Origin of the sequence: Clostridium sp. AM34-9AC (assembly GCF_003480225.1) — a bacterium.
Classification (GTDB): domain Bacteria; phylum Bacillota; class Clostridia; order Lachnospirales; family Lachnospiraceae; genus Acetatifactor; species Acetatifactor acetigignens.
Window position 1 is genome coordinate 71,953 of sequence record NZ_QUIU01000008.1, and the last position, 17,533, is coordinate 89,485.

Here is a 17,533-nt window from a genome sequence, read left to right on the forward strand (position 1 = left end):
TCATCTCTTCCTTTCCGCATACAGTGCGATCTGTGTGCACCCGTCCGTGATGTCATAGCATACCGCCCACTGTGCCCCCGGCACCACCACATCGATATCAAAGGGAAAATCCTCAAAGGTCATATCCGCCGTTCTGTCCTCATAGGGCGGACACGCCTTAACAGGCAGTATTATGGTCTGTCTGGGCGTCACGATCATCAGCTTCCGTTCCTGCGCCGTATCGTTGGTCACGCTGAAATGGATCCTGCCCTCTTCATCCACGAATCTGCTGCCTACATACAAAGTATCCGTCGTATAAATATTCTCCATGGTGACCCCCGCCGTGACATTGCGATGGTAGAAGGTTCCATAACGGGCCGCATCCCCTACCGAGATATTACACAGCACCACATTCTCCAGAGAAAAACCGTCTTTTACCAGTGTGTAGATGGCATAACCGCCTCCGTTGAGAATGCAGTTTGTGAAATAGATTCCTTTGGCACCGCTCTTCTCCGGGGCAATCATGAGACAGGCATTCACATAGCTCCCCCCTCCGGGGATCGCCGGTACTTCGAATCTGCAGTTGTCGAAGGAAATATTCTCCGCCGTAAGAGAAGGATATCCGAAGATCTGTACCCCGTCAGAATGTACTGTATCCCCGCTGTCCGGGTGTGCCAGATCCGCAATGTAGCAATCTCTCAGTGTCACATTGCGATAGGGATTCAAAGCATCTCCGCTGCTGCCACCCAGACGGCACCGGGTAAACGTGGCATTGCTTCCCTGAAAATTACGCAGGGTGCAGTCTTCGAACACATAGGATATCCGGGCATCCTCCCGCCCGGTAGTGACTGCATCGAATTTACAGTTCCGGAAAGTCACCGTAGTCTCCACGGCAATTTTGCCCTCATTGACCATCAACAGTGCATACCGGGAAAAATCCATATTCCGGATCTCTATCTCATTCCCCGCCTGTCTGTTGCTGTAGACCAGATCCAGTGCCAGCTGTCCTCCGGCTCCGGTCTTATACTGGATTCCACCGTAAATCCCCGGTTCCGGGATCTCCGTCAGCTCTGTATCTGTATCCACACCGGTATTGAAATGGTCCGGGATCTCTCTGGGTGCCGCCTGCACCCGTATCCCCAGACTCATACTCAGAACTATTGCAAACAGCCAAAAACTTTTTCGCATTTTCGTTTCCTTTTTCGTTTCTTCTCTCTATTTACCTTATGTATCTGTGCACCGCTTTGTGTTGCAAATCCGACATATTTTCCCATTTTTCCCGGGAGATCACCTGGAACAGTGCGATGGGAAGATACGCATACTTGATGGTCTGCAGCGTATCCATCCACCACAGATTTAAGAAGTACCCGCAGACCGCAAGCGCCAGACTTAACATTGTTCTGTCCTTCTTTTGAATCCCGCATCGCACCATCTCCCCCACCGCCTGCAGGATCAACAGTCCGTAGACCACCAGTCCCGGATACCCGTAGCGGATATAATTGGCCACATAGAAATTGTCAATGGAGTGGATCGTGGCCCCTCCCGGAATATACCAGGAGAAATGATATCCGGAGCCCTGCCCCAGCCAGGGGTTCAACCAGTCCACCGTGAAAATATCCAGCAGGGCATCCCTGTAGGAAGCGCTGTTGGCAAGGGAGGTGCTGTCTACCCCGTAACGGATGGCATAGGAGGTTCCAAACATCTCATCCACCACCGTACTAAGCTGCAACAAAATATAATGTCCCGGCGGAGAATTGGGGAATAAAAATGCAAGAAGCAGAATCAAAAGCCCGGCCGGTACTATGGTAAACAACAGTTTCTTCCTCTGCTCTCCCGGTGCCAGCACGGTCAACAGCAAAAGCTCCAGTCCCATGACCGCCAGCGTGGAACGGGATCCCGTAAGAAATACATTAACCACCACCAATAGCAGGAGAGGCAGATGCCGAAACAGCGTGAAGCAATGTTTCTCCTCATCAATGCACAATAATGGTAACCCGGAGATCAGGATCAGCCCATACGCCAGAGAATGATTGGCCGGTCCCATGATCCGGTAGGAACCGGAGCGAATCATGCCTCCGGTATAAAGTCCCCTGATGGTCTCCAGATAGACAAAGGGTGTCTTTCTCATGACCGCCTCCACGAGTCCCAGCACACACAGAAACAAAAGCATCCGCCGGAAAAGCACCAGAAATCCATCACTTCCCAGATACTCCCGCAGTACGTAGATCACCAGAAAAGCTCCCAATAATTCAATGAACGGATAAAGAAAAGTACCTATGTGAAAACGCAGTACCGCCGTATAGAAACAGATTCCCAGATATCCTGCCATAAAAAGCCACAATCTGCAGCTTCTCACCCCTTCCCAGAACATCTTTTTCCGGGATTCTTTGCTCAGCAGAAAGAGACACAGAATCGTTATGAGCATTCGCTGTGCCGTCAGATCAAAGCCCGGCAGCCGGATTCCGAAATACTGTGGTAAAATATAATAGGCCACAAGAAAAGAAACCGACAAAAACTGTCCAAGACTCCGCTCCCCACAATTTTCAAAATAGCGGTTGCTGCTCTGCCAGCCCTGCCCCGTTGTCTTCGTTTTTTCCACCAGATATCTGCTCATTGCCTCATCCTCTGACTGCCATGGCAAATTCCACCGGCAGAGATTTTTTGCTGTGATAACAATCCCGGTATTTCCATAAAAGCGGCACAATATTCCACAATTTTCGCTGTTCCATCAACTCGATCCGAAGGGTGGTGGCCCGGATATTGCGTCTTAACAGTTCCTTCGCTTCCTCCGGCATTCCAAAGTCCTCGGCGAACCGCAGAGTGGTTTCATGACTTTTCTGCAATTCCCGGAAAAAAGCGATCCGTCTGTCCAGATCCCGCATCTTGCGTTTGGATACATTACCCGAGTGCATTCGCCGCCGTAACGTAACACTGTGCAGAATGTAACAGCCGTCCATGCACAGGGACAACTTCCAGGCATATTCATCATGCGCCCACCCGGGATACCAGTACTTCTTCGTCTCTTCCAGAAACTCTCTGCGCAGACACATGGTACAGCCCTCACTGCCGATGAAAATATGGGCCGGACTCCATGCAACATGCTCCATGCTTCCGTCCCCCCGGAAGCTTTTCAATACGCTCCGGCTGACAGAAGGAGCATCGGGATCCACTGTAAACGGTACGAATTCCGATCCCAGCACCAGTATCTCTCTCCGTTTTTCCATCTCGCTCACCATATCTTCCACCCGGTCCGGTTCCCAGATATCGTCCTGATCGCAGAAAAAGACATAATCACCGTCCGTCTCTTCCACCGCTGCCCGGAAATTCTCCGCATACCCCAGTCGTTTTCCGTTCTGTGTGATCCTCCATGCCGGTGCCAGCTCGTAAGTCTCCAGATATTCCCGTACGATCTCCAGCGTCTGATCCGAGGAACCGTCATCCCGCAGGATCACCTGATCCACAGGAAGGCTCTGAAGCCGGATGGAATCCAGCTGTTCTGTGATAAATCTGGCCCCGTTATAAGTGGCCATTGCTACCGATATCCGCATATTTTTCCCCTTTTCTCTGTCCGCCATTTTCTATCCCGGTAACCCTCCCGGCCTGCATCTGCCGATGGTTCCCCCACAGATCCCGCACAATGCCGGTGTGGCGATCCGCAGATAACGCCCTTTCAGTCCATTGCCCAGATAAGGGTTCTTCCGATACTCCGGAAAATTTTCCCGAAGGAACACAAAAGTCTCTTCCCGCAGAGATTTCCGCAGCTTCCGGTCCCGCACTCTGGAGATCCGCCCCATGGAACTGCACAACAGGATCCTCGTACAGAAATATTCCAGTTCTTTCCCATAAGTATCCATCAGTTCTTTTTCCCGGTAAAACCGACAGGCATCCTGCAATACCGGAAAAATATTTCCCACCCGTCTGCTTTTATTGTCATTCATGGTAGAATCCCCTCTGTCCCGGTGATAGGCATAGACTCCCAGCATTTTCGCCTGTTTTTTCACAAAGGGACGTAACTTCAGGTAGAAAGAGGTGTCCTCATAGATATACCCCTCCGGGAACCATATATCGTTGTCCGTAAGCAGTCTCCTGCGGATCAGCTTGTTCCAGGGAGCCGCCGAACCGTAAGAGCGCTTCTCTCTGCCGTCGTCCTCCAGATAATGAAAATCACATTCCACCAGATCCAGTTCTTCGGAACCGGCCCTGGTGTACATGGCCGCGTACATACGCCTGTCCACATAATCATCCGAATCCACGAATCCCACATATTCTCCCGTGGCAGCCGCAAGTCCTACATTTCTTGCCTTTCCCTGCCCTGCGTTCTTCTGGGTGATGACCCGGATGTGTTCGGGATCCCTGGCACGATATCTTTCCAGAATCTTGGGAGAAGCATCCGTGGAACCGTCATCCACGAAGATCAGTTCCAGTGAAGACAACGTCTGCTCTGTCAGGGAACGAATGCATTCCTCCAGATATTTTTCCGTATTGTATACCGGAACGATCACGCTGACTGCCGGCATAAGATTTCCTCCACACTATGTAATAAAAATTCCGGAAAATACAGACTGATCTCCCCGTGTTCCTTGTAATGTGCCACGTCCTCGCTGCAGCGGTATCCCTTTTTCGCCAGATCCCGGCGCAGATAGCGGATATGTTCCTCATAGGTGTGTTCGCTGTCGGAATAATGCAGATAGATCCTCTGGGAGGGCGCATAACGGTTGGCTGCCACCTTTTTCGGAAGATACTCATTGAGGAATTCGACCTTTTCCTTACAGACCTGTCCGGCAATATGCTTCAACGCCTCAATATTCCCGGTGTCCAGCAGGCTTTGTCCCAGAAAATACTGGGGCCCCCCCACCACCATATAGCTTCCGGGATAGTCCAGTCCGAAATTCAGTGCCGTGTAACCGCCCTTGCTGGAACCGCAGAAGATCAGGCGTTTTGCTCCGGTCTGCTCCCGTACCCGGTCGATCAGTTCCCTTACAACGACCGCCTCCTCGAATTTCATATTGCTGCCCAGATAAAAGGAACCTCTGTGATCTGACGCAAAATCATCCAACAGAAACAACTTGTTACAGGGAACTTCCTTTAACGTCCGGACATAATTGTATCTGGCCCGGATCCCTTTTCTGGTGCAGGAGCTGAAAACGATGATCAGATCCCGGGAATCCACCCGGTCCAGCATATATTTTAATGTCACTCCCCGGGAGCGATATTTTTTCTGATCCCGCAAAAGGCGCAGCTTCGTCATCATATACTCTCCCAGTTTTTTCCCTTTTTTACGAAATTTTTGAATGTTTTCCATGGTTTTCCCCCTCTTCCGCAATTAAAAAATTCTCAATATCCTTAAGGATCCTCCGGGTATTGGAATGGTATCCGGCAAAGTCCCTGCTGCCGGTATCCCGGATGCAATCCCCCAGTTTCTCACTGTCATAACAGGCACAGATCAGGTTCATTCCGTCAAATTCCCGAAGCAGCTGTACCTGATGATCGTCCACATGCTCCCCGTAGCTGGCAAGTCTCGGCACTGCGATCACTTTTTTCCCTTGTTTTACGGCGCCGATGATCACACCGGTTCCACCATGGGTAATGACCATCCGGCATTCCCGCAGCTTTCCGGTGAAGCCTTCTCTGTCCAGAAACCTGCAGTATTCATAATGCTTTGGCTGATAATCGCTGACTCCGATCTGGGCAAACACCTCCTCTCTTATCATGCCTTCCTCGATCAGCAGATCTATCTTTTGTAACAATCGATTGAACTGGAACTTCTGAGATCCGGTCGTTACAAATATCATCCTAATAAATTCCCCCCAGGCAGATCGCATCCGGATAGATTTCCTTCATCTGTGTCCATTGGACATAAAAACGATCCGCATAATGATATAACAGTTTTCCCGTCTGTGTGGCCGAAGTCACTTTGGCAAATGACTCGATGTAGATCAGCTTCCTGCCGGAGAGCTTGGCTTCCATGCACAGCGGGATCATGGCCAGCACTCCGGTACAGACCACCACATCCGGCTGTTCTTTATGCAACAGCCGCAACGAATCCACGGTATTTTTCAACAGATAAAAAAGGCATCTCCACTGTCTCCGGTTCACCTGCTGCAGATAGTAACATTTCACCGGTGTCTTCACCTCATAGCCTGTTTTCTCCGTTACTACAAAACTTTCGTATTTTTCCATTAGCGGTTTTAACATCATCAGTTGTTCAAAGTGGCCGCCCGACGATGCGGCAAAACATATTTTCATAAAGACCTCCCGGTTTTTTTTCAAACTGCTTCCCCATTTTGCTGTTTATATTCCTGCCAGTATTGCTGCAGTCTGTAGTTACAGTCCTTAGATTTTGGCGGCAGGCCGTTGAACAGGATGCCGCAGATATCCGCATCCACCTGCTCTAACAGTGTCACCGCCGCCTTTTCCCGGCTCATATGGCTGACGCCGGCCCGCACCACCAGAAGATAGGCGGTGACTTCATGGGATAATAGCAGGGCATCCGTCACAATTCCTACCGGCGGCAGATCAATAATGATGCAGTCATACCGGCTACGCAACGTCGTAAGCAGCTCCTTCATCCGCTCTCCGCCCAACAGTTCGGAAGGATTCGGTGGATTTTCTCCTCCCACCAGCACATCCAGATTCTGCCGGTATTCCACGATCTGCGGTGTCTCCCGCAATCCCGCCAGATACTGGCTCAGTCCCAGTCTGCCCCGGAGCTTTAGCAGAGATGCCACCGACATATTCCGCATGTCTCCGTCGATGAGCAATACTTTTTTGCCCAGCTGTGCGTAACTGATGGCGATGTTGACACTGTTCAAAGTCTTGCCTTCATCCTTATCCGCACTGGTGACGGCATAGACCGGACAACGTTCTCCTTTTCCCGTGAACAGCAGGTTTGCCCGGATGGTATTATAGGATTCCTTCACGGCAAAGGAGCTGTTCTCCCCCAATACTAACACGGGCTTACTCTTCCGGTCCGGCGCCTGGATCTGCGGAATATCTCCCAGCACCGGAATCCGGAATGCCAGCTTCAGTTCGTACCGCCTGCGGATCGTGGTATCCATCAGTCCTGCCAGCAGAAACAATACAAAGGATGCCCCAAAGCATCCGACAAAGCCCACCAGTGCATATTTGACCAGACTGGTGGAACTGTAGGGTGCTTCCGGCAGTGTGGCATAATCGATCACCTCAATGCCACCGGACTTCACGATCCGGCCGATCTCCTTCGGAGCCACCCTGCCGATAGCATTGGCCAGCTCCATGGCCCGGTAAGGATCGCTGTCATAAGTGTAGACATAGAACACTGCCGTGTTTTCCACCACACTGGTACCGATTCTTCCCGACAAAGCTTCCGTTCCGTAATCCAGCCCGGCTTCCTCCAGCACCTTCTGAAGGATCGTGTTACTCTTCAGGATTAATATGTAACTCTGTACCAGATTCTTGGCCTGGGTAAATTCGGAATTTGAAATATTGACCGAAGAATCATACACATAGTCCGGATCACTGTATACATAGAAGGATACCTCCGCCCGGTAAAGTGTACTGTTGGTCAGATATGCATAAGCGCCTCCTGCCATTCCTCCCAGTACCCCCAGGATCATAATGTATGCAATCCTTTTTTGCAGGATCCACAGGATCTTCTCCAGATGAAAATTATTCAAGATCGTTTCCAACATTGTCCTCTCCTTTTCGACAAATTCTGCTTTTCCCTAAAATGAAAATATCCACCAGGGAATTCCCTGATGGATATCTTATGCCGGACATTGGCCTGTCCGTTTTCTTCTTATGTAAACCGTATAAATAATACGTTCCATATATGCAGCCACGCCTCCGCTCATACACTCCGGAAGCACTTCCGTATATAAAGACGGCGCTAAGAAGCGGAATGGCTCAATATTTCTTTTCTTTTTTTTAAGTGCCTGTTATGATATAATGAGCGCAAGAGAGCCAACATGCTTGCATGATTGGCGAACGGCGAAGTATTTTCCCGATGTACACCTCACCACCAGCGCAATCAAAGGAGTGAACCTATATGATACAGAAAAAGAAATTCGTAAAAACCTTCCGTAACACCAAAACCGTGCAGTTAATTCTTCTTCTGCTGTTGGAAACCGCCTATGTTCTGGTCCTGACTCTGAACCCTGCACTGGGCACAAAGCTTTTCGAAGACCGGACTCTGTTTATCTTATGCACACTTTCCTGGATCCTTGCATTATTTAATCTGATATGGTTATTATACGATTTCTATAAATTACGCACTTTTGCCGAAGAAAGCCATGCTCTGAACCGTGCGGCTTTCCTGGATCATCTGACCGGTATCCCCAACCGGCACGGTCTGGACGTGGTCTTCGAGACCTATGACTCTCCGGAATCTCTGGCTCATGTAGCCTGCTATATGGTGACCATCACCAACCTGAAAGAGATCAACCAGACCATGGGCCATGTCGTAGGTGACCAGATGTTAAAAGACTTCTCCGGTATTCTGGAGAGCGTTGGCGATGCCTTCGGTGTAGTGGGACGTAACGGCGGTAATGAATTCCTCATGATCGTCAACCACGGTTCCCATGATACCATGGACTATTTCATAGAAAGTCTGGCGCAGCAGTTAAAAGAATATAACGAAGAACACAGCAATGCGCCCATTCAGATCAAGTACGCATATATTTTAAATGAAGAAGCACATGCAGAGTATTTCTCCACTCTGCTTACAGAGACATACAATAAGCTCCACGCTTAAGGAACCCGTTAACCAAGCAGTGAGACGAACGCATGAAAGACATGAACATTCCTTACATTGCCGGTCTTGTGATCCGTGCCCAGCACAGCGACTCGGATGCCTTCGCGGAATTGTATGCTCTTACCTATAATAAAGTATACAACTACACCAGGCATTATCTGAGAGATGACTTTCTCGCTCAGGACGCTATGCAGGAGGTCTACATACTGGCTCTGAAAAACATTGGAAAACTGAATGATCCCACGGTTTTTATCGCCTGGCTGAACCGCATCTGCTTCCACGTCTGCTATGACATGACCCAGAAGAACCGACCGCAGAACGACTGCCAGGTCTTGAGCCAGGAGATTCTGGATATTGTCCAGGATCCCCACCTGGACACCAATCCGGAACTGCACTACCAGCAGAAGGATGAATACTCCCGGCTGACGGACGCCTTAGAGCAGCTTCCTTTCAATGAGAAGCAGGTCCTGATCATGCGCTACTATAACGACATGAAGCTCGAAGAGATCGCTGCAGCCATGGAGATCAGCCGCAGCAGCGTCAAACGCTACATTGCCTCCGGACAGGAACATTTGAAAGAAAGTATGAAAGGATAACAGAATGATGTTTTTTCATAAAAAAAACAGATATGAACTGGACATGACAACTGCCAACAATGCTTTGCAGAATATCCTGTCCAGTTGCAACCAGCCGGTCAATACGATCCCTTTTGACAAGCTGGTGCTTCGCAAAAAAGTGAATGCCGCCTCCTACAACCGGCTGATCGTTGCCACGACACTGATCTTCGTGCTGACCTTTTTGTCGCCGCTCGCCATCGTTCCTCTCTCTGAGATGACTGAAAAACTGTTGGCCCCCACACCTGCGGTGCTTACACTGGATTATGTGGAAAATAATATTTTAAGTCTGAAATTCACCGGTGACAACATTCTTTACGAGGAGGCTTTTATGGAGACTGTGTCCGGGGAGATCATCGAACCGCTCTCTGTGGATTCCTCCAAGGGTGTGATCAATTTTCCGTTTTTGTCCGAGGAAGCCAATATTTATGTCCCCGTCAAAAACGGTGAGACTCTCCACCTGCTTTTTACTCCCGATAATGTAACGGGCCTGGAACAATAACAACAGGATGTAACGATTTTTATGCGGATGCCAAAATTATCTGCGCGACTGCGCATTTTGCTAATTACATATTCCATGACAATCGGCTTATGTGCCTGCGGATCCGGCTCTGACAATCTGCCTGTGGATGCCCCCGTCGCAGACACTTACGGCGAACCATCACAATCCTCCGCAGTTCCTTCTTCTGCGGATACGAATATCAGCTCTGCGGATGCCTCTTCTCCTGAAACGGAAGCCGTAGCTGACGCAGAGCCTCTCCGGGATGCCACGCCTGTCTGTCTTGTGCCCCGGGCCGACGGAACAGCAACAGCTTCCAATGATGTGGCTGTCATTGACTATTCTCATATGTCTGACGGCTATGTCTGTGCCAATTACACCGGCACCTGTCCCAAGGTCAAACTGCGCATTACCGGGCCGGATACCGTTGTCTATACTTACGATCTGCACGGTGGCGGCTATGAGACTTTCCCCTTGTCTTCCGGAGACGGATATTATGACGTGACGATCTATGAAAATATCTCCGGTACCAATTATGCCACCTGCCTGTATGCAGACCTGGATGTACAGATTACGGATGCATTCAGCCCTTTTCTCTACCCCAACCAGTACGTGAATTTTACTGCGGACAGCAAAGTGGTGGCCAAGGGACAGGAACTTGCCGAGGGTGCTTCCTCGGATCTGGAAGTGATCACCCGGATCTATGATTATATTACCCAGAATATTACTTACGACTACGACAAAGCCTCCGATCCTCCTACGGGCTATACCTCCGATGTGGATGCCATTCTTGCTTCCGGCACCGGTATCTGTCTGGATTATGCCGCGGTAATGGCAAGCATGCTGCGAAGCCAGCGGATCCCGACCCGGCTGGAGGTCGGCTATGCCCAGGATGCCTACCATGCCTGGATCAGTGTCTACACCGCTGATACCGGATGGCTGAACGGCATCATAGAATTTGACGGCAATGTCTGGACCCTGGTGGATCCTACGTTCGGTGCCAACACGGATGACAAGACTCTGAAAAAGTTCATCGGTGACGGCAGTAATTATATCCTGCAGAAAATGTATTAGTGAAAGGGAACAAAACGCCATGAAGACCACAGAGAAAAAACTACTTTCCAATGAAGAGATCGCTTCTTTTTGCAGTCAGGCTGCCATGCTGTTTCAGGCAGGCATTCCGCCCGTGGAGGGCATGGCCATCCTGCAAAGTGATGCCCAGTCTCCCGAAGGCAAGGCGATCTTCGAGGAGATCCTTACCGTATGCCGACAGGGAGAAAGCTTTCACAAAGCACTGGAAGCCACCAAGGTCTTCCCCGATTACTGCCTGCATATGATCGCTCTGGGTGAAGAATCCGGTAATCTCGATGTGTGTATGAGCTCTCTGGCGGATTATTATGAAAAAGAGGATGCCATCGCAGGCAGTATCTGGGATGCTGTAACATATCCCTTTATCATGATCGCCATGATGGCCGCTGTCATCGTGGTACTGGTCAGCCGCGTCATGCCGATCTTCGAGCAGGTCTATATAGAGCTGGGCAGTGAGATGACCGGGTTTGCTGCATCACTTTTGCGTCTCGGCAACCATCTGAACCGGTATTCCTTTATTTTCGTAAGTATTCTGTGCATATTGTTGTTACTGTACCTTTTTGCTACCAGAACCCAGACCGGCAAACGTGTCACCGCCCGGTTCCTGAACTGGTTCCCCCTCACCAGACGTTTTTATGAAAGTGTGGCCTGCGAACGTTTTGCCAGCGGTATGGCACTGACCTTAAGCAGCGGTATGGATACCTATTCCAGCCTGGATATGGTGGCCGCTCTGGTAGGCAACGAGAAAATGAAACAGAAGATCCTGAGCTGTAAGGAAGCCATTAATGCCGGTGCCAATTTTGCCGAGGCTCTGACCGGTGCCGGCATTTTCAACCACCTGTATTCCCAGATGGTATCTGTCGGTTTCCGCAGCGGTAACGTAGATGTGGTGCTCAAAAAAATAGCGGATCGTTATGAGGAAACTACCAACCGCAGACTACAATCCATCATTGCCATTCTGGAGCCGACCCTTGTCATTATTCTGTCGGTGATCGTGGGCTTGATCCTGTTATCGGTCATCCTGCCTCTTATGGGTATTATGACCAGCATCGGATAGGAGTACGATACTATGAACCGTTTTGAGCAAAAAAGTATGTCCCTCGGGCGTAAGCTGATCTATTTACTTCCCATTCTGGCCTTTGTGATATTGTTTGTTCTTTTTCTGCGGGGCATCGGCTCCGTCGGTGAATCTACTCTGAGCAAGCAGCAGGAAAGTCTGGAAACCGCATTGGAACGCAGCATTTCCCAGTGCTATGCCGTAGAAGGCTGTTATCCTCCTTCTCTGGAATATCTGGAGCAGCATTACGGACTGTTGTATGACGAGGACAGCTTCTTCATTGACTATGAATATTATGGCAGCAACCTTCTTCCGGAAGTCACTGTACTTCGCCGGACCGGTGCTCACTAAAGGAGTTTCTGACATATGAACAATAGAAATCATCAGAAGCAGGAAAAACATTTTATTGTGGATATCTTGTTCGTTCTGGCGTTGTTCGGTGTATTCGCTGTCTCCGCACTTGCCCTTGTTACCATCGGAGCAGATGTATACCAGCACACTGTAGAAGATATGGGCGTCAATTACGAAAGCCGGACGGCGGTGTCTTATATCATGGAAAAGGTGCGGCAGAACGATACCACTGACAGTATTTTCCTGACCGATCTGGAAAATGTTCCGGCGCTCTGCATGCTTTCCGAAATTGACGAAGAAACCTACTGTACTTACCTCTATCTGTATGACGGACATTTAAAAGAACTTTTTATGCGGGAAGGAGCTTCTCTCGGCGGACAGGTATTGCCTGCCGGTACGGATATTATGGACTTGCAGGAGTTCTCCTTATCCTATGCGTCGGACGATCTGATCCGGATATCCCTGAGAACCGCCTCCGGAGAGGACCATACTTTTTATATCCACGTGCACTGTAATACTACCACAGAATAGAAACCGAACAGAAAGGATTCCGAACTTATTATGAAACATTCCAGATCCAGTTTATTTTTAATGGAAATGATCATAGCGATCCTGTTTTTTTCACTGGCCAGTGCCGTCTGTATCCAGTTGTTTGCCCGCTCACATCTTTTGAGCACACAGACGGTAAACCAGAATCATGCTGTCATTCAGGCACAGAATCTGGCAGAGTCCTATCTCTCTCTGGAGGGCAATGTGGCTGCCATGCAGGATTTGTTCTCCCCATCGGAGCTGACCGATGAAAACACTCTCCGCCTTGCCTTTGACAGCAGCTGGAATCTGTGCACTGCCGAAGATAACGCCGGCTTTTATGCAGAACTAAAAAGCACTCCGGCAGAAGAGACCGGAATCATGAAAGGCGAGATCACCGTCTATGATGTATCTACACCGGAATCTCCCATTTACACACTCTCTGTCATGCATCACACCGCAGAAAGGAGGGGATCCCATGAATAATTCCTCCAGAAAAAAACAATTCGGCATGAATATCGGATCCGCCTCGATCCTTCTGGTATTCGTGATCCTCTGCCTGGTGTCTTTTGCCGTACTGTCCATCGTCAGTGCCAACGCTGATAGCAAACTCAGCGCCCGTGTGCTGGAACGTACCACCGCTTATTATGCCGCCTGCAATCAGGCAGAACAATCCCTGGCAGGTATGGATAAGACGTTGCAACGCATGTATGCATCCAGTGACAGCGAAGAAGCCTATTTTGTGGCGGTAGGTCACGGAAAATCTTACGTGATTCCAATCTCCGACTTACAGACCCTGCAGGTGACCATTGAGATCCTCTATCCGGAATCTGATGAAGATACCTTTTACCGGATCACTGCCTGGCAGGTTCTGAATACAGAAGAATTGCAATAATTGTTCCGATTCTAAAAGGCTCCCCGGGAAAATCCCGGAGAGCCTTTCTTAATAAAGTCTTTTTATTTTACTGATTATCAGCGTCTGTTCCCACTTCCACAGTTTCTGCTTCTGTGTTCACATCTTCATTCAGTTCTGCACCTTCTGCATCCAGTTCGCTTCCGTCGCTCAGGTTCAGTTCTGCATCGTCACCGTACATATCACCACCGAAGTCAATGGTCTCTACGGCATCGGTGCTCAGTCTGGTATTGCGATATCTCTTCATACCGGTTCCTACAGGAATCAGCTTACCGATGATTACGTTCTCCTTCAGACCGATCAGATTATCTACCTTACCCTTGATGGCAGCTTCTGTCAGGACCTTGGTGGTCTCCTGGAAGGATGCTGCAGACAGGAAGGACTCGGTTGCCAGTGCTGCCTTGGTAATACCCAGGATAATACGCTTACCTTCTGCAGGCTCCTTGCCTTCAGCGGTCAGCTTCTCGTTCATTTCTTCGAAATCCAGAACATCTACCAGAGTTCCGGGCAGGAACTCGGTATCGCCGTTATTCTCGATACGAACCTTCTTCAGCATCTGACGTACCAGGACTTCGATATGCTTATCTGCGATATCTACACCCTGCAGACGATATACACGCTGTACTTCACGAAGCATGTAATCCTGTACGGCACGAATACCCTTGATCTTCAACAGATCGTGAGGGTTTACACTACCTTCGGTCAGTTCATCACCGGCCTCCAGTACCTGGCCGTCGATAACCTTGATACGGGAACCGTAAGGAATCAGATATGCCTTGGATTCACCGGTCTCTTCGTTGGTAATTACCACTTCACGCTTCTTCTTGGTATCACGGATCTCAGCCTTGCCGCCAAATTCAGCAATGATTGCAAGTCCCTTAGGCTTTCTGGCCTCGAACAACTCCTCGACACGGGGAAGACCCTGAGTGATATCGTCACCTGCGACACCACCACTGTGGAAGGTTCTCATGGTCAGCTGGGTACCGGGCTCACCGATAGACTGTGCAGCGATGATACCAACTGCTTCACCTACCTGTACGGCTTCACCGGTTGCCATGTTGGCACCGTAACATTTTGCACAGATACCAACGTGTGAACGGCAGGTCAGGATCGTACGGATCTTCACTTCCTCAATGGGCTCACCCTGTGCATTGACACCAACACTTAAGATCTTGGCAGCACGGCTGGGGGTGATCATGTGGTTGTGCTTAACGATCAACTGTCCGTCTTTATCATAAATATCCTCGCAGGAATATCTTCCTGTGATTCTATCTTTCAGGCCTTCAATGGTCTCTTTGCCATCCATGAATGCCTTGACTACCATACCAGGGATCTCAGCCTGACCCTCACAGCAGTCTACTTCACGGATAGAAAGTTCCTGAGATACGTCCACCATTCGTCTGGTCAGATAACCGGAGTCTGCGGTACGCAGAGCGGTATCGGACATACCTTTTCGTGCACCATGTGCGGACATGAAGTATTCCAGTACGTCCAGACCTTCACGGAAGTTTGACTTAATGGGCAGCTCGATGGTTCTACCTGTAGTATCAGCCATCAGTCCACGCATACCTGCCAGCTGTTTGATCTGCTGACTGGAACCACGCGCACCGGAGTCTGCCATCATGAAAATGTTGTTGTATTTATCCAGACCGGACAGCAGTACGTCGGTCAGCTCTTTATCGGTCTCGTTCCAGGTCTCTACAACGGCACGATAACGCTCTTCCTCGGTGATCAGACCACGTCTGAAGTTGCTTGCGATCTTGTCTACGGTAGCCTGTGCAGCTGCCAGCATTTCACCCTTCTTCTCAGGGACGGTCATATCGGAAATGGATACGGTCATAGCAGCTCTGGTAGAGTACTTGTAACCGATAGCCTTAACATCATCCAGTACCTCTGCGGTCTTGGATGCTCCGTGGGTATTGATGACCTTCTCCAGGATCTGCTTCAACTGCTTCTTGCCTACGTGGAAGTCTACTTCCAGCTTCAGGAAGTTCTCGGGATCGCTTCTGTCTACGAATCCCAGATCCTGAGGCAGGATCTCATTGAAGATGAAACGTCCCAGAGTGGACTCTACCGTACCGGTAATGGTCTCGCCCTCTGCATTTACCTTGTGCATACGCACATGGATGCGGGAATGTAAGGTCAGCGCCTGGTTCTCATATGCCAGGATTGCTTCGTTTACGCTCTTGAAATACTTACCTTCACCGATTGCACCGGGTCTCTCCTGGGTCAGATAGTAGATACCAAGTACCATATCCTGGGAAGGAACGGCTACGGGTCCACCATCGGAAGGCTTCAGTAAGTTGTTGGGAGACAGCAGCAGGAAACGACACTCTGCCTGTGCCTCCTGGGACAGAGGAAGATGTACAGCCATCTGGTCTCCATCGAAGTCTGCGTTGAATGCGGTACATACCAGGGGATGCAGCTTGATTGCCTTACCTTCTACCAGGATCGGCTCAAATGCCTGAATACCCAGTCTGTGCAGTGTCGGCGCACGGTTCAGCATAACAGGATGTTCCTTGATAACCTCTTCCAGCACATCCCATACCTGTGTATCCAGCTTTTCTACCAGCTTCTTCGCATTCTTGATGTTCTGGCTGATTCCCTTGGCTACCAGTTCTTTCATTACGAAAGGCTTGAACAGTTCGATTGCCATTTCCTTCGGCAGACCACACTGATAGATCTTCAGTTCCGGTCCAACGACGATAACGGAACGTCCGGAGTAATCTACACGCTTACCTAACAGGTTCTGACGGAAACGACCGGTCTTACCCTTTAACATATCGGACAGAGACTTCAGTGCTCTGTTACCGGGGCCGGTAACAGGACGTCCGCGTCTGCCGTTATCGATCAGAGCATCTACCGCTTCCTGCAACATTCTCTTCTCGTTACGAACAATGATATCAGGAGCACCAAGCTCTAACAGTCTCTTCAGACGGTTATTACGGTTGATGATCCTTCTGTACAGATCATTCAGATCGGAGGTAGCAAAACGTCCGCCATCCAGCTGTACCATAGGACGCAGATCGGGAGGAATGACAGGAACCACATCCATGATCATCCACTCCGGCTTATTACCGGACTCACGGAAAGCTTCTACAACTTCCAGTCTCTTAATGATACGTGCACGCTTCTGACCGGAGGACTCCTTCAGACCGGTCTTCAGCTCTACTGCCTCTTTTTCCAGGTCAATGGCCTGCAGCAGCTCTTTGATAGCCTCTGCACCCATGCCTACACGGAACTTGTTGCCCCAGGTCTCTCTTGCATCCTGATATTCCTTCTCGGACAGCACTGCCTTGTATTCAAGGTTCGTGGTTCCCGGATCCAGAACGATATAGGAAGCGAAGTACAGAACCTTCTCCAGGATTCTGGGAGACAGATCCAGGATCAGGCCCATGCGGCTGGGGATACCTTTGAAATACCAGATATGGGATACGGGAGCTGCAAGCTCGATATGTCCCATACGCTCTCTACGTACGCTGGCTTTGGTAACTTCTACACCACAACGGTCGCAGACAACGCCCTTATATCTGATCTTTTTATATTTACCGCAATGACATTCCCAGTCTTTGCTGGGTCCAAAGATTCTCTCACAGAACAGACCGTCTCTTTCAGGCTTCAGTGTTCTATAGTTGATTGTCTCGGGCTTTAATACCTCACCATGGGACCACTCCCGGATTTTCTCCGGGGAAGCTAATCCAATCTTGATGGCATCAAATGTCATAGGCTGATAGGTTGTTTCATTTTTTGTTTCTGACATTAATGGCACTCC

General features: G+C 49.7%; 18 protein-coding genes. 9 read left to right on the top strand and 9 right to left on the bottom strand.

The features are described 5' to 3' along the window. From DW835_RS06530 to DW835_RS06565, 8 genes are read right to left on the bottom strand one after another with little or no spacing between them, the layout of a single operon-like run. Complete coding sequence (locus tag DW835_RS06530; protein ID WP_118730880.1) at positions 1-1,167, bottom strand: hypothetical protein; 1,167 nt, start codon at positions 1,165-1,167, stop codon at positions 1-3. Between the two features lie 31 nt (positions 1,168-1,198). After that, positions 1,199-2,593 carry an O-antigen ligase family protein gene (locus tag DW835_RS06535; RefSeq protein ID WP_118730881.1) on the bottom strand — a complete coding sequence of 465 codons (1,395 nt, stop codon included), beginning with the start codon at positions 2,591-2,593 and terminating at the stop codon, positions 1,199-1,201. A 4-nt stretch (positions 2,594-2,597) separates the two neighbouring features. Further along, complete coding sequence (locus tag DW835_RS06540) at positions 2,598-3,554, bottom strand: glycosyltransferase (protein ID WP_022312368.1); 957 nt, start codon at positions 3,552-3,554, stop codon at positions 2,598-2,600. 3 nt (positions 3,555-3,557) lie between these two features. Continuing rightward, entirely contained in the window at positions 3,558-4,496 is a 939-nt protein-coding gene (locus tag DW835_RS06545) for a glycosyltransferase (RefSeq protein WP_118730882.1), read from the bottom strand. Then, entirely contained in the window at positions 4,478-5,281 is an 804-nt protein-coding gene (locus tag DW835_RS06550) for a hypothetical protein (RefSeq protein ID WP_022312366.1), read from the bottom strand. Before DW835_RS06550 ends, DW835_RS06545 begins: the two co-directional genes overlap by 19 nt. Next, on the bottom strand, positions 5,256-5,771 hold the full coding sequence (pssE, locus tag DW835_RS06555; RefSeq protein WP_118730883.1) for a PssE/Cps14G family polysaccharide biosynthesis glycosyltransferase: 516 nt from the start codon (positions 5,769-5,771) through the stop codon (positions 5,256-5,258). Before pssE ends, DW835_RS06550 begins: the two co-directional genes overlap by 26 nt. 1 nt (position 5,772) lies before the next feature. Beyond that, positions 5,773-6,225 carry a PssD/Cps14F family polysaccharide biosynthesis glycosyltransferase gene (gene pssD, locus DW835_RS06560; protein WP_118730884.1) on the bottom strand — a complete coding sequence of 151 codons (453 nt, stop codon included), beginning with the start codon at positions 6,223-6,225 and terminating at the stop codon, positions 5,773-5,775. A 20-nt stretch (positions 6,226-6,245) separates the two neighbouring features. Continuing rightward, entirely contained in the window at positions 6,246-7,649 is a 1,404-nt protein-coding gene (locus tag DW835_RS06565; RefSeq protein ID WP_118730885.1) for a polysaccharide biosynthesis tyrosine autokinase, read from the bottom strand. 356 nt (positions 7,650-8,005) lie between these two features. Here DW835_RS06565 and DW835_RS06570 point away from each other — a divergent pair, with 356 nt between their 5' ends. The 9 genes from DW835_RS06570 (at position 8,006) to DW835_RS06610 (ending at position 13,743) form a co-directional block, all read left to right on the top strand. Next, positions 8,006-8,710 (top strand): GGDEF domain-containing protein, encoded by a 705-nt coding sequence (locus DW835_RS06570; protein ID WP_118730886.1) that lies wholly within the window; start codon positions 8,006-8,008, stop codon positions 8,708-8,710. Between the two features lie 32 nt (positions 8,711-8,742). Beyond that, positions 8,743-9,306 carry a sigma-70 family RNA polymerase sigma factor gene (locus DW835_RS06575; RefSeq protein WP_117568853.1) on the top strand — a complete coding sequence of 188 codons (564 nt, stop codon included), beginning with the start codon at positions 8,743-8,745 and terminating at the stop codon, positions 9,304-9,306. A 4-nt stretch (positions 9,307-9,310) separates the two neighbouring features. After that, complete coding sequence (locus DW835_RS06580) at positions 9,311-9,826, top strand: hypothetical protein (protein WP_118503859.1); 516 nt, start codon at positions 9,311-9,313, stop codon at positions 9,824-9,826. 75 nt (positions 9,827-9,901) lie between these two features. Further along, the gene (locus tag DW835_RS06585; RefSeq protein WP_182430265.1) at positions 9,902-10,897 is read left to right on the top strand and encodes a transglutaminase-like domain-containing protein; all 996 of its coding nucleotides are present in this window, start codon (positions 9,902-9,904) and stop codon (positions 10,895-10,897) included. A gap of 19 nt (positions 10,898-10,916) precedes the next feature. Further along, positions 10,917-11,969, top strand: a complete 1,053-nt coding sequence (locus DW835_RS06590; protein WP_118730887.1) for a type II secretion system F family protein — start codon at positions 10,917-10,919, stop codon at positions 11,967-11,969. Between the two features lie 12 nt (positions 11,970-11,981). Further along, a complete protein-coding gene (locus tag DW835_RS06595; RefSeq protein ID WP_022312357.1) occupies positions 11,982-12,320 on the top strand; it encodes a hypothetical protein in 339 nt (112 codons plus the stop codon). 15 nt (positions 12,321-12,335) lie between these two features. Continuing rightward, positions 12,336-12,851 carry a DUF4860 domain-containing protein gene (locus DW835_RS06600; RefSeq protein ID WP_117465601.1) on the top strand — a complete coding sequence of 172 codons (516 nt, stop codon included), beginning with the start codon at positions 12,336-12,338 and terminating at the stop codon, positions 12,849-12,851. A gap of 60 nt (positions 12,852-12,911) precedes the next feature. Then, entirely contained in the window at positions 12,912-13,334 is a 423-nt protein-coding gene (locus DW835_RS06605; protein WP_182430266.1) for a hypothetical protein, read from the top strand. Then, positions 13,327-13,743: a hypothetical protein gene (locus DW835_RS06610; RefSeq protein WP_022312354.1), complete on the top strand. Its 417-nt coding sequence runs from the start codon at positions 13,327-13,329 to the stop codon at positions 13,741-13,743. The genes DW835_RS06605 and DW835_RS06610 overlap by 8 nt, the downstream gene beginning before the upstream one ends. Positions 13,744-13,810: 67 nt before the next feature. Here DW835_RS06610 and rpoC read toward each other — a convergent pair whose 3' ends face one another. After that, the gene (rpoC, locus tag DW835_RS06615; RefSeq protein WP_117568855.1) at positions 13,811-17,521 is read right to left on the bottom strand and encodes a DNA-directed RNA polymerase subunit beta'; all 3,711 of its coding nucleotides are present in this window, start codon (positions 17,519-17,521) and stop codon (positions 13,811-13,813) included. Positions 17,522-17,533 lie beyond the last annotated feature (12 nt).

Excerpts from the sequence above, each read along its gene's own strand:
- DW835_RS06565 (WP_118730885.1), bottom strand. The coding sequence starts at position 7,649 with ATGTTGGAAACGATCTTGAATAATTTTCATCTGGAGAAGATCCTGTGG.
- DW835_RS06535 (WP_118730881.1), bottom strand. The coding sequence starts at position 2,593 with ATGAGCAGATATCTGGTGGAAAAAACGAAGACAACGGGGCAGGGCTGG.
- DW835_RS06575 (WP_117568853.1), top strand. The coding sequence starts at position 8,743 with ATGAAAGACATGAACATTCCTTACATTGCCGGTCTTGTGATCCGTGCC.
- DW835_RS06590 (WP_118730887.1), top strand. The coding sequence starts at position 10,917 with ATGAAGACCACAGAGAAAAAACTACTTTCCAATGAAGAGATCGCTTCT.
- pssD (WP_118730884.1), bottom strand. The coding sequence starts at position 6,225 with ATGAAAATATGTTTTGCCGCATCGTCGGGCGGCCACTTTGAACAACTG.
- pssE (WP_118730883.1), bottom strand. The coding sequence starts at position 5,771 with ATGATATTTGTAACGACCGGATCTCAGAAGTTCCAGTTCAATCGATTG.
- DW835_RS06595 (WP_022312357.1), top strand. The coding sequence starts at position 11,982 with ATGAACCGTTTTGAGCAAAAAAGTATGTCCCTCGGGCGTAAGCTGATC.
- DW835_RS06570 (WP_118730886.1), top strand. The coding sequence starts at position 8,006 with ATGATACAGAAAAAGAAATTCGTAAAAACCTTCCGTAACACCAAAACC.
- DW835_RS06610 (WP_022312354.1), top strand. The coding sequence starts at position 13,327 with ATGAATAATTCCTCCAGAAAAAAACAATTCGGCATGAATATCGGATCC.
- DW835_RS06600 (WP_117465601.1), top strand. The coding sequence starts at position 12,336 with ATGAACAATAGAAATCATCAGAAGCAGGAAAAACATTTTATTGTGGAT.
- DW835_RS06540 (WP_022312368.1), bottom strand. The coding sequence starts at position 3,554 with ATGGCGGACAGAGAAAAGGGGAAAAATATGCGGATATCGGTAGCAATG.
- DW835_RS06605 (WP_182430266.1), top strand. The coding sequence starts at position 12,912 with ATGGAAATGATCATAGCGATCCTGTTTTTTTCACTGGCCAGTGCCGTC.
- DW835_RS06550 (WP_022312366.1), bottom strand. The coding sequence starts at position 5,281 with ATGGAAAACATTCAAAAATTTCGTAAAAAAGGGAAAAAACTGGGAGAG.
- DW835_RS06580 (WP_118503859.1), top strand. The coding sequence starts at position 9,311 with ATGATGTTTTTTCATAAAAAAAACAGATATGAACTGGACATGACAACT.
- DW835_RS06585 (WP_182430265.1), top strand. The coding sequence starts at position 9,902 with ATGACAATCGGCTTATGTGCCTGCGGATCCGGCTCTGACAATCTGCCT.
- DW835_RS06530 (WP_118730880.1), bottom strand. The coding sequence starts at position 1,167 with ATGCGAAAAAGTTTTTGGCTGTTTGCAATAGTTCTGAGTATGAGTCTG.
- rpoC (WP_117568855.1), bottom strand. The coding sequence starts at position 17,521 with ATGTCAGAAACAAAAAATGAAACAACCTATCAGCCTATGACATTTGAT.
- DW835_RS06545 (WP_118730882.1), bottom strand. The coding sequence starts at position 4,496 with ATGCCGGCAGTCAGCGTGATCGTTCCGGTATACAATACGGAAAAATAT.